Raw genomic sequence first — 12,320 nt, forward strand, 5'->3', positions numbered from 1 at the left:
ATCAGCGCTGAGATTACTCTTCAGAAGAGAAACCTGCGTTTAGCAGTGCCGCTAGGTTATCTGTCGCTTGTTCAGCAGACGGGCCTTTTAGCTGTGCCGCACGTTTAGCTTGACGTTCTTGGTGGTAAGCGAAACCTGTACCCGCTGGGATCAGACGACCAACGATTACGTTTTCTTTCAGACCGCGAAGATCATCACGTTTACCAGAAACAGCCGCTTCTGTTAGTACGCGAGTTGTCTCTTGGAACGATGCCGCAGAGATGAACGATTCAGTCGCTAGAGATGCTTTAGTAATACCTAGTAGCTCACGCTCGAAACGAGCAGGCTGTTTGCCTTCGGCTTCTAGGTTACGGTTTGCAACTTTCACTTGTGAGTATTCAACTTGCTCACCCGCTAGGAACTCAGAGTCGCCAGCATGAGTAATCGTACACTTACGTAGCATTTGACGAACGATAGTTTCAATGTGCTTATCGTTAATCTTAACACCTTGCAGACGGTAAACTTCTTGAACTTCGTTAGCGATGTAAGACGTTACAGCATGGATACCACGTAAACGTAGGATATCGTGCGGAGTCTCAGGACCATCAGCAATAACGTCACCACGTTCGATCTTCTCACCTTCAAACACGTTAAGTTGACGATGCTTAGGAATCATTTCTTCATAAGTTTCGTTACCCTCACGAGTGATGATTAGACGACGTTTACCTTTGGTTTCTTTACCAAAGCTCACAGTACCTGTGTGCTCAGCAAGAATCGCAGGCTCTTTTGGTCGACGAGCTTCAAACAAGTCAGCTACGCGAGGTAGACCACCCGTGATATCTCGGTTACCGCCAGATTTTTGTGGAATACGCGCTAATGTGTCACCAATACCAACTTCAGCACCATCTTCGATGTTAACGATCGCTTTACCCGGTAAGAAGTATTGAGCTGGCATATCAGTACCAGGGATCATGACATCTTTACCTTTCGCATCAACAAGTTTGATAGCTGGACGCATATCTTTACCTGCTGCTGGACGAGCGGCTGCTTCGGTTACTTCGCTTGAAGATAGACCCGTTAGGTCATCTGTTTGGCGAGAAACCGTTACACCATCAATCATATCAACGAATTGGATGCGACCAGCCACTTCAGTGATGATTGGCATGGTGTGCGCTTCCCAGTTAGCCACTGTTTGACCAGCTTCAACCACGTCGTTATCACCTTTACTCAACACAGAGCCGTAAGGCAGTTTGTGTTTTTCTTTAGTGCGACCAAATTCGTCAATGATAGTCAGCTCTGATGCACGAGAGGTGATAACCAGCTTCTTATCTTTGTTGATAACGAACTTAGCGTTGTGAAGTTTCACAGAACCTTTGTTCTTCGCTTGGATACTGTTCTCTGCCGCAGCAGTAGAAGCCGCACCACCGATGTGGAACGTACGCATCGTTAACTGTGTACCCGGCTCACCGATAGATTGAGCAGCAATAACACCAACTGCCTCACCTTGGTTTACTAGGTGACCACGAGCAAGGTCACGACCGTAACATAGCGCACAACAGCCGAAGTCCGCATCACAGGTTACCACTGAACGTACTTTCATATTATCGACAGAGTTCTCATCGATAATCTGACACCACTTCTCATCAATCAGAGTATTACGTGGAATAAGTACTTCTTCAGTGCCTGGCTTCATCACATCCTCAGCCACAACACGACCAAGAGCCAGTTCAGTTAAAGAAACTTTAACATCACCACCCTCGATATGAGGCATCATGTCGACACCTTCTTGAGTGCCACAGTCATGCTCTGTCACCACAACGTCTTGTGCAACGTCTACTAAACGACGAGTCAGGTAACCTGAGTTCGCTGTTTTAAGTGCTGTATCGGCTAGACCCTTACGTGCACCGTGGGTAGAGATAAAGTACTGTAGTACGTTCAGGCCTTCTTTAAAGTTTGCTGTGATAGGCGTTTCGATGATTGAACCATCTGGACGCGCCATCAGACCACGCATACCTGCAAGCTGACGAATCTGAGCAGCAGAACCACGAGCACCCGAGTCAGCCATCATATAGATGCTGTTAAACGATTCTTGTTGTTCTTCTACACCATCACGGTTGATCACGGTTTCAGAAGATAGGTTATCCATCATCGCTTTCGCAACACGGTCGTTGGTAGACGCCCAGATATCGATAACTTTGTTGTAACGCTCACCCGCCGTAACAAGACCTGATTGGAACTGTTCTTGGATTTCGCGTACTTCTTCTTCAGCTTCAGCAATTTCAGTGTATTTTGCTGCTGGTACAACCATGTCGTCGATACCAACTGACACGCCTGACAGTGCTGCATAAGCAAAACCGGTGTACATGATTTGGTCAGCAAATACGACCGTATCTTTCAAACCAAGCTTACGATACGCTTCGTTTAATAGATTTGAGATCTGTTTCTTACCAAGCTTCTGGTTCACGATGCTGTATGGCAGGCCTTTAGGCACGATTTGCCATAGCATGGCACGACCGACAGTCGTATCGACCATCTTAGTCTCAGTTGTGCTGTAACCATCTTCATCAACAACGGTTTCAGTGATACGTACTTTAACGCGTGCGTGTAGCGCCGCTGTCTTAGTACGGTATGCCTTCTCAGCCTCTTTAGGGCCAGCCAGGTACATACCTTCACCTTGTGCGTTGATTTTTTCGCGAGTCATGTAGTACAGACCCAAGACCACGTCCTGTGAAGGTACGATGATCGGATCACCTGATGCTGGCGACAGAATGTTGTTCGTCGACATCATCAGTGTACGAGCTTCAAGCTGTGCTTCTAAAGTTAGAGGCACGTGAACCGCCATTTGGTCACCATCGAAGTCCGCGTTATACGCCGCACACACAAGTGGGTGCAGTTGAATCGCTTTACCTTCAATCAGTACAGGTTCGAACGCTTGAATACCAAGACGGTGCAGTGTTGGTGCACGGTTTAGTAGTACTGGGTGTTCACGAATCACTTCGTCTAGGATATCCCAAACAACCGCTTCTTCACGCTCAACCATTTTCTTAGCTGCTTTGATCGTCGTGGCCATGCCGCGAGTTTCTAACTTGCTGTAGATAAATGGTTTAAATAGCTCAAGTGCCATCTTCTTAGGAAGACCACACTGGTGCAGACGTAAATATGGACCTACTGTGATTACAGAACGGCCTGAGTAGTCTACACGTTTACCAAGTAGGTTCTGACGGAAACGACCTTGTTTACCCTTGATCATATCAGCAAGAGATTTCAGAGGACGCTTGTTAGAACCTGTGATCGCACGACCGCGACGACCGTTATCAAGTAGCGCATCAACAGACTCTTGCAGCATACGCTTTTCGTTGCGTACGATGATGTCCGGAGCTGCTAGCTCTAGAAGACGCTTCAAACGGTTGTTACGGTTGATCACACGGCGGTACAAATCGTTCAGATCAGATGTCGCAAAACGACCGCCATCTAGTGGTACTAGAGGACGTAGATCTGGCGGAAGTACCGGAAGCACAGTCAGGATCATCCACTCAGGGTTATTACCTGAGCTGATAAACGCTTCAACAAGCTTCAGACGCTTCGTCAGTTTTTTGCGTTTAGTTTCAGAGTTAGTGGTTTGTAACTCCTCACGCATCATCTCTGTTTCAGCGACAAGATCCATTGAACCCAATAGGTCCTTGATCGCTTCTGCGCCCATCTTCGCCGTGAACTCATCGCCCCACTCTTCTAGACGGTCAAGATACTCTTCTTCAGTAAGCATCTGACTCTTTTCTAGATCCGTCATACCCGGCTCTGTTACTACATACATTTCGAAGTAAAGAACACGTTCGATATCACGTAGAGGGATATCCATTAGCAGACCGATACGAGACGGTAGCGATTTTAGGAACCAGATGTGAGCAACCGGTGATGCAAGCTCGATGTGGCCCATACGGTCACGACGAACTTTAGTTTGTGTAACTTCAACGCCACATTTTTCACAGATCACGCCACGGTGTTTCAGACGCTTATATTTACCACAAAGACATTCGTAGTCTTTGACTGGACCAAAAATACGCGCACAGAACAGACCATCACGTTCAGGCTTGAACGTACGATAGTTGATCGTTTCAGGTTTTTTAACTTCACCAAAAGACCATGAACGAATCATGTCAGGTGAAGATAGACCGATTTTGATTGCATCAAATTCTTCGGTCTTATGCTGTGCTTTTAGAAAGTTTAATAAGTCTTTCACAATCAGCTCCTGTAAGGAGTTAAAAGGCGCTCGGCGAGCGCCTTTCTACCAGGATAATCCAGAGGGTTTACCGCCAAGATTACTCTTCGTCTTCTAGCTCGATGTTGATACCTAGCGAGCGGATCTCTTTCAGCAATACGTTGAAAGACTCTGGCATGCCAGGTTCCATGCTATGGTTACCATCAACGATGTTCTTATACATCTTCGTACGACCGTTAACGTCATCTGACTTAACAGTAAGCATTTCTTGTAGTGTATATGCAGCACCGTATGCTTCTAGTGCCCACACTTCCATCTCACCGAAACGCTGACCACCGAACTGAGCTTTACCACCAAGTGGTTGCTGAGTTACTAGGCTGTACGAACCTGTTGAACGAGCGTGCATCTTGTCATCAACAAGGTGGTTCAGTTTGAGCATGTACATGTAACCGACAGTTACAGGACGCTCGAATGCATCACCAGTACGACCATCAAACAGTGTTAGCTGACCAGAAGTTGGTAGGTCGGCTAGGCTTAATAGTTCTTTGATTGATGCTTCTGACGCACCATCAAATACTGGAGTTGCAATCGGTAAACCACCACGAAGGTTGTTCACAAGAGTACGAACATCACCATCAGACAGAGCAGCAATATCTACTTTCTGACGCGTATCGCCAAGATCATAAACCTTCTGTAAGAACTCACGCTGCTTAGACAGCTCTTGTTGTTCTTTAACCATTTGGTTGATCTTGTCACCAATACCTTTTGCAGCCAGACCTAAGTGAACTTCAAGGATCTGACCGATGTTCATACGTGACGGTACACCTAGTGGGTTTAATACGATATCAACTGGCTGACCGTTTTCATCGTAAGGCATGTCTTCAACAGGGTTGATCTTAGAGATTACACCCTTGTTACCGTGACGACCTGCCATCTTATCACCAGGCTGGATACGACGTTTCACCGCTAGGTAAACTTTAACAATCTTCAGAACGCCAGGCGCTAGATCATCACCTTGAGTGATTTTGCGACGTTTCGCTTCGAACTTCTTATCGAAGTCAGCTTTTAGCTCATCCCACTGCTCAGCAAGCTGTTCAAGTTGAGATTGTAGCTCGTCGTTTTCTAGTGTTTGTTCTAGCCATTTCTTACGATCAATCGCATCAAGCTTCGCTTCAGAATAGCCACCATTGATCAGTACAGCTTTCACACGCGCTAGTAGACCACCTTCAAGAATTTGGAACTCTTCAGTAAGGTCTTTCTTCGCTTCTTTTAGCTGCATGTGTTCAATTTCAAGCGCACGCTTGTCTTTCTCTACGCCATCGCGAGTGAAAACTTGAACATCGATAATGGTACCTGAAACAGAGTTTGGTACACGCAATGACGTATCTTTAACATCAGAGGCTTTTTCACCGAAGATTGCACGTAGTAGCTTCTCTTCTGGAGTTAGCTGAGTTTCGCCTTTCGGCGTTACTTTACCAACTAGGATGTCACCACCCTTAACTTCAGCACCAATGTAAACGATACCTGACTCGTCTAGTTTAGACAGAGCCGATTCACCTACGTTTGGAATATCCGCTGTGATCTCTTCAGAGCCCAGCTTAGTATCACGAGCCACACAAGAAAGTTCTTGGATGTGGATAGTCGTGAAACGGTCTTCTTGAACGACGCGCTCAGATACTAAGATCGAGTCTTCGAAGTTATAACCATTCCAAGGCATGAATGCGATACGCATGTTTTGGCCAAGCGCTAGCTCACCAAGGTCTGTTGAAGGACCATCAGCAAGGACATCACCGCGAGCTACAGGTTCACCTGGCATCACAGTAGGACGTTGGTTAATACATGTGTTTTGGTTCGAACGTGTGTATTTAGTTAGGTTGTAGATGTCGATACCCGCTTCACCAGATACAAGTTCATCTTCATTAACTTTAACTACGATACGAGACGCATCAACTGACTGCACCATACCGCCACGTTTGGCAACGGCAGTTACACCAGAGTCAACCGCTACATTACGTTCGATACCAGTACCAACCAACGGCTTCTCAGCGCGTAACGTTGGAACCGCTTGACGTTGCATGTTCGCACCCATCAATGCACGGTTCGCATCATCGTGTTCTAAGAACGGGATAAGCGAAGCGGCGATTGATACGACCTGGTTAGTCGCAACGTCCATGTAGTCAACATGTTCACGAGGGTGAAGACCAGATTCACCTTTTTGACGAGCTGTGATCAGCTCATCTGCAAACGTACCTTCTTCAGTCAGAATGGCGTTTGCCTGCGCGATAACAAATTGACCTTCTTGGATAGCTGACAAGTAATCAACTTCATCAGTCACCACACCATCAACAACACGACGGTACGGAGTTTCTAGGAAACCGTATTCGTTACAACGTGCAAATGCTGACAATGAGTTAATCAGACCGATGTTCGGACCTTCTGGCGTTTCGATCGGACATAGACGACCGTAGTGAGTTACGTGTACGTCACGTACCTCAAAGCCTGCACGCTCACGAGTTAGACCGCCAGGACCCAATGCAGAAATACGACGTTTGTGCGTCACTTCTGAAAGTGGGTTGTTCTGGTCCATAAACTGAGAAAGCTGTGAAGAACCGAAGAATTCTTTAACGGCCGCAGAGATAGGCTTCGCATTGATCAAATCTTGAGGCATGATCGCATCAAGATCGCCAAGGCTTAAGCGCTCTTTCACTGCACGTTCAACACGCACAAGACCTACGCGGAATTGGTTTTCAGCCATTTCACCAACAGAGCGAATACGACGGTTGCCAAGGTGGTCGATATCGTCCACTTCGCCAATGCCGTTACGAATGGCGATCAACTTCTTCATCACTTCGATAATGTCAGTTTCGTCAAGCGTACCAAGCTCGCCGGCATCTTCACGCTCAATTGAGCTGTTGAACTTCATACGGCCTACTGTTGATAGGTCATAGCGTTCTTCTGAGAAGAATAGGCTTTCAAACAGCGATTCGGCTGCTTCTTTTGTTGGTGGCTCGCCAGGGCGCATCATGCGGTAGATTTCTACTAGTGCAGAAATACGATCAACCGTACTGTCGATGCGGAGCGTCTCAGACACAAATGGACCATGATCAAGATCGTTCGTAAATAGAACTTCAAGTTTCTTATAGCCCGCTTGTGAAAGATTCGCTAATGCTTCCAAGCTAATTTCTTGGTTTGCGCTAACGATGACTTCACCAGTTGCTTCATTGACATAATCTTTAGAAGCGACTTTACCAACGATGTACTCAACGGGTACTTCGATAAAATCAACGTTATCTTTTTCTAGTTGACGAATATGACGAGCCGTTACACGACGACCTTTTTCGACATAAACGGTACCATTTGCTTCAATATCAAATGACGCTGTTTCGCCACGCAGGCGCTCAGGTACCAACTCCATAAGAAGAGTTTGGTCTTTGACTTCAAACTTCACTTTTTCGAAGAACAGATCCAAGATCTCTTCTGTCGATTTACCAAGTGCACGAAGAATGATCGATGCAGGCAGTTTACGACGACGGTCAATACGCACGTATAGGTTATCTTTTGGATCAAACTCAAAATCTAACCATGAACCACGGTAAGGGATAATACGTGCGTTATAAAGAACTTTACCTGATGAGTGAGTTTTACCCTTATCGCTGTCGAAGAATACGCCTGGGCTTCGGTGCAGCTGGGATACGATAACCCTCTCAGTACCATTAATTACGAAGGTACCATTGTCTGTCATGAGTGGAATTTCACCCATGTAGACTTCTTGTTCTTTAATATCTTTTACAGTACCTGCTGGCGCGTCTTTATCAAAGATCACTAGGCGTAGTTTTACGCGTAGTGGCTTAGAATAAGTTACACCACGAATTTGACATTCTTTAACGTCAAAAACTGGCTCACCAAGACGATAGCTAACGTATTGCAGCTCAGAATTGCCGTTATAGCTCTGAATAGGAAATACAGAACGAAAAGCAGCCTCAAGACCGTATTGTCCTTCAGGATCCTGTTCGATAAACTTGTCGAACGAATCGAGCTGGATCGATAGCAGGTATGGAATGTCCAACACTTGTGGACGAGTACCAAAGTCCTTACGGATGCGCTTTTTCTCGGTATAAGAGTAAACCATGGGGTTCCTCAGCTCGCTGATAAGTGACCCAAACTGCCCACCAATTATTCAAAAATAAAGGGTCATAGGACAGTGACTAACAGCTGTTTACTGTAGTAACACAACATCACTCAAAAATGATAGTTTGTGTGCTTTTGCACGAGTATAAGCGTCTAAACAGCGGGAAAATTCACCCATACCCTACAGCGCAAAAAGGCCGGTGGTCAATAAACCACCAGCCATTAGCCTTGCGGCTAAGAAATTAAGTAATAATTACTTAACTTCAACAGTCGCACCAGCTTCTTCTAGCTCTTTCTTAAGTGCGTCAGCTTCTGCTTGAGAAACTGCTTCTTTAATTGCAGCTGGAGCGCCGTCAACTAGAGCTTTAGCTTCTTTAAGACCTAGGCCAGTTGCGCCACGTACTGCTTTGATTACAGATACTTTGTTTGCGCCAGCAGCAGTTAGGATTACGTCGAATTCAGTTTGCTCTTCAACAGCTGCTGCTGCTGGGCCGCCTGCAACTACTGCAGCTGCAGCAGAAACACCGAACTTCTCTTCCATAGCAGAGATAAGTTCAACAACTTGCATTACAGACATTTCTGCAACTGCATCTAGGATTTGCTCGTTAGTAATAGACATAACAATTCTCTTTTAAGTCAACAATAAGTTTATTTAGCAAACAATAAAAAGCAATGCGAATTACGCAGCTTCTTTTTGATCGCGGACAGCAGCGATAGTACGTACCAACTTGCCAGCAGAAGCTTCTTTCATGCACATCATTAGGCGTGCGATTGCTTCGTCGTAAGTTGGTAGTGTCGCTAGTAGTTCTGCGTCAGTTAATGCGCCTTCAAATGCAGCTGCTTTGATTTCAAAGTGCTTGTTCTCTCTAGCGAAGTCTTTAAAAAGACGCGCTGCAGCACCTGGATGCTCGTTAGAGAATGCGATCAAAGTAGGACCTACGAATACGTCTTGTAGACATTCGTAAGCTGTGCCTTCCACTGCGCGACGTGCTAGAGTATTACGAACAACTCTCATATAAACACCCGCTTCACGAGCTTGTTTACGTAGAGAAGTCATCGCGCCTACTTGAACGCCACGAGAGTCAGCAACAACTGCAGAAAGTGCACCACTGGCCGCTTCGTTGACTTCAGCAACAATTGCTTGTTTGTCTTGAAGGTTTAAAGCCATCTTGGATTTACTCCTGGTTGTCGTTACACCACTCACTATTATCACAACAGTGAGAGTTATTTCGGTGCAGTCCCAGAAGAAAGTTTATCTATTCAAAAAATAAATTATGCTTTCTGTCAGTTCGGGCACCATCTACGTAGGTACGATTAAGTCATTTATCAAACAGACAAATAACGCCTACGGTCTTGGACGGAGACTGGGTCATAGTTCTAAGAACTAAAATCAGCCCCAACCACAAATATTAGGCGCAGAATTATACACAAATTCCACACCTAATCAAATGTATTATTACGCTTGAGCGTTTAGCGTGTTCTGATCAACAGCAACACCCGCACCCATCGTAGTAGAAATGCTTACTTTCTTCAGGTAAGTACCCTTAGCAGAAGAAGGTTTCGCTTTCTTAAGTGCAACTAGAAGAGCTTCTAAGTTCTCTTGAAGTTGGTTAGTTTCGAAAGAAACTTTACCGATAGTTGTGTGGATGATGCCGTTTTTGTCGTTACGGTAACGAACCTGACCTGCTTTAGCGTTCTTAACCGCTTCAGCAACGTTAGGAGTTACAGTACCAACTTTAGGGTTTGGCATTAGACCGCGAGGACCAAGAATGGTACCTAGTTGACCTACAACGCGCATTGCATCTGGAGAAGCAACAACAACGTCAAAGTTCATTTCGCCTTTCTTCACTAGCTCAGCTAGATCTTCCATACCCACTAAATCTGCACCAGCAGCTTTAGCCGCTTCAGCGTTTGCACCTTGAGTGAACACTGCAACACGTACTTCACGACCAGTACCGTGTGGCAGAACAGTTGCACCACGTACGTTTTGGTCAGATTTACGAGCATCAATGCCAAGGTTCACAGCAACGTCTACAGACTCAACGAATTTAGCCGTTGCAAGTTCTTTAAGAAGAGCTACAGCTTCGTTGATTTCGTATTCTTTAGTTGCGTCAACTTTCTCACGGATAGTGCGCATACGCTTAGTTAGTTTTGCCATGATATTAACCCTCTACCACTAAGCCCATTGAACGAGCAGTACCCGCAATAGAACGTTTCATCGCTTCAATGTCAGCACCAGTCATATCAGCCGCTTTCGCTTCTGCAATTTCTTGGATTTGAGCATCAGTAACCGTGCCCACTTTTTCAGTGTTTGGACGGCCTGAACCAGACTTGATGCCTGCAGCTTTCTTCAGAAGAACAGCCGCTGGAGCAGTCTTAGTTACGAACGTGAAAGAACGGTCGCTGTATACAGTGATAACAACTGGAGTAGGCAAGCCTTTCTCCATTGATTCTGTTCTTGCGTTGAACGCTTTACAGAATTCCATGATGTTAACGCCACGTTGACCTAGTGCAGGACCAACTGGTGGACTTGGGTTCGCCATACCAGATGCAACTTGCAACTTGATATAAGCTTCAACTTTCTTAGCCATGATATTTCCTAAATGTGGGTACAAACGCCAATCAGCTGATCAGCTCCCCGGTTACTTTGTCATAAAGACGTGTAAATAAGGCGCGAAATTATAATCACATTTCATGCCCTTAACAACCCTAAAAGGTGTTTTTTTAATCAAGCTTATCGACTTGGCCAAACTCAAGTTCAACAGGAGTTGCACGACCAAAGATAGATACTGACACTTTAATGCGGCTCTTCTCGTAATCCACTTCTTCAACGGTGCCGTTGAAATCAGCAAATGGACCTTCATTAACACGAACCACTTCACCTGCTTCAAACATCGTCTTAGGACGCGGAGCTTCGCTCGCTTTCTCTAGACGATTAAGAATCGCATCGGCTTCTTTGTCAGTGATAGGTGCAGGACGATCGGAGGTTCCACCAATGAAACCCATTACACGAGGAACACTACGAACTAAGTGCCAGGACTCATCATTCATGAGCATCTGTACCAATACATAGCCTGGGAAGAACTTGCGCTCACTTTTACGGCGTTGACCTGCACGCATTTCAACAACTTCTTCGGTTGGAACAAGAACTTCACCGAAGAATTCTTCCATTGCGTGCATCTTGATATGCTCACGCAGCGATTGCGCTACGCGACCTTCAAATCCAGAGAAGGCTTGAACTACATACCAGCGTTTTTTAGGAGCTTCACTCATGTATTAAACCCTCTATACCCCAGTCACGAAAGCGACAAGACGAACCATAATGCCGTCGATGCCCCAAAGTGCTAGAGCCATTACGATACTTACAGCTAAAACGATTAATGTTGTTTGCATGGTTTCTTGACGTGTCGGCCATACCACTTTGCGAACTTCCATACGAGATTCACGCGCAAACGCAATCGCCGCTTTTCCTTTTGTGGTTGTCGCAGCAACACCGAGTGCTACAATAATCAGCGCAACCACACCTGCAGCGCGAAGCACTACAGACATTTCACCATACAGGTAATTACCCACAACAGCGGCAGCTAACAGAGCAAAAGTGACAATCCACTTAAATGTGTCTGCTGCACTTGAGCTATCAGGAATTTCAGCATTGTTTGCTTTCATAAACCAACCTGTTACAAGTCTTAACATAGACGACAACAACCCCGCTGTTGCAGGGCAAATCCATAGCACAGGTAAAGCTACCTATACATACTCATCAAGATAGAAATGTCTCTATCTTAAATCCTTTGCACTGGCTTTATCGACCAACAAATCGACAACGGCCAAATTTAGTGCAGAAAAAGGGCATCAAATGATGCCCTTTTTGGTAGTCGTTAGTCAAATACTATTCGTATTTAAACGGCTAAATCAGCAATTAAGCGATAACTTTAGCAACAACACCAGCACCTACTGTACGACCACCTTCACGGATCGCGAAACGTAGACCTTCATC

The 12,320-nt window shown here is 45.6% G+C and carries 8 protein-coding genes and 1 pseudogene; all 9 read right to left on the reverse strand.

What is annotated here, in order from left to right:
• Positions 1-13: 13 nt before the first annotated feature.
• Positions 14-4,216, reverse strand: coding sequence for a DNA-directed RNA polymerase subunit beta' (gene rpoC, locus AACR75_RS00770; RefSeq protein WP_047688360.1), 4,203 nt, complete (start codon positions 4,214-4,216; stop codon positions 14-16).
• 79 nt (positions 4,217-4,295) lie between these two features.
• Entirely contained in the window at positions 4,296-8,324 is a 4,029-nt protein-coding gene (rpoB, locus tag AACR75_RS00775; RefSeq protein ID WP_010318961.1) for a DNA-directed RNA polymerase subunit beta, read from the reverse strand.
• A gap of 252 nt (positions 8,325-8,576) precedes the next feature.
• On the reverse strand, positions 8,577-8,942 hold the full coding sequence (gene rplL, locus AACR75_RS00780; RefSeq protein WP_010318962.1) for a 50S ribosomal protein L7/L12: 366 nt from the start codon (positions 8,940-8,942) through the stop codon (positions 8,577-8,579).
• 60 nt (positions 8,943-9,002) lie between these two features.
• A complete protein-coding gene (rplJ, locus tag AACR75_RS00785; protein WP_026027617.1) occupies positions 9,003-9,491 on the reverse strand; it encodes a 50S ribosomal protein L10 in 489 nt (162 codons plus the stop codon).
• A 288-nt stretch (positions 9,492-9,779) separates the two neighbouring features.
• Positions 9,780-10,481, reverse strand: a complete 702-nt coding sequence (gene rplA, locus AACR75_RS00790) for a 50S ribosomal protein L1 (protein WP_013857952.1) — start codon at positions 10,479-10,481, stop codon at positions 9,780-9,782.
• Positions 10,482-10,485: 4 nt separating this feature from the next.
• Positions 10,486-10,914 carry a 50S ribosomal protein L11 gene (gene rplK, locus AACR75_RS00795; protein ID WP_010318965.1) on the reverse strand — a complete coding sequence of 143 codons (429 nt, stop codon included), beginning with the start codon at positions 10,912-10,914 and terminating at the stop codon, positions 10,486-10,488.
• A 133-nt stretch (positions 10,915-11,047) separates the two neighbouring features.
• A complete protein-coding gene (gene nusG / locus AACR75_RS00800) occupies positions 11,048-11,596 on the reverse strand; it encodes a transcription termination/antitermination protein NusG (RefSeq protein WP_013857954.1) in 549 nt (182 codons plus the stop codon).
• Positions 11,597-11,608: 12 nt separating this feature from the next.
• Entirely contained in the window at positions 11,609-11,989 is a 381-nt protein-coding gene (gene secE / locus AACR75_RS00805; protein WP_047688362.1) for a preprotein translocase subunit SecE, read from the reverse strand.
• Positions 11,990-12,242: 253 nt separating this feature from the next.
• Positions 12,243-12,320 (reverse strand): annotated as a pseudogene (locus AACR75_RS00810) (hypothetical protein); the annotation flags it as partial.

Source organism: Vibrio sp. ZOR0018 (assembly GCF_963865925.1).
In the GTDB taxonomy this organism is placed as follows: Bacteria; Pseudomonadota; Gammaproteobacteria; order Enterobacterales; family Vibrionaceae; genus Vibrio; species Vibrio anguillarum.

Coding starts and splice junctions, on each gene's coding strand:
- rplK (WP_010318965.1), bottom strand. CDS start 10,914: ATGGCTAAGAAAGTTGAAGCTTATATCAAGTTGCAAGTTGCATCTGGT.
- secE (WP_047688362.1), bottom strand. CDS start 11,989: ATGAAAGCAAACAATGCTGAAATTCCTGATAGCTCAAGTGCAGCAGAC.
- rpoB (WP_010318961.1), bottom strand. CDS start 8,324: ATGGTTTACTCTTATACCGAGAAAAAGCGCATCCGTAAGGACTTTGGT.
- rplL (WP_010318962.1), bottom strand. CDS start 8,942: ATGTCTATTACTAACGAGCAAATCCTAGATGCAGTTGCAGAAATGTCT.
- rplA (WP_013857952.1), bottom strand. CDS start 10,481: ATGGCAAAACTAACTAAGCGTATGCGCACTATCCGTGAGAAAGTTGAC.
- nusG (WP_013857954.1), bottom strand. CDS start 11,596: ATGAGTGAAGCTCCTAAAAAACGCTGGTATGTAGTTCAAGCCTTCTCT.
- rplJ (WP_026027617.1), bottom strand. CDS start 9,491: ATGGCTTTAAACCTTCAAGACAAACAAGCAATTGTTGCTGAAGTCAAC.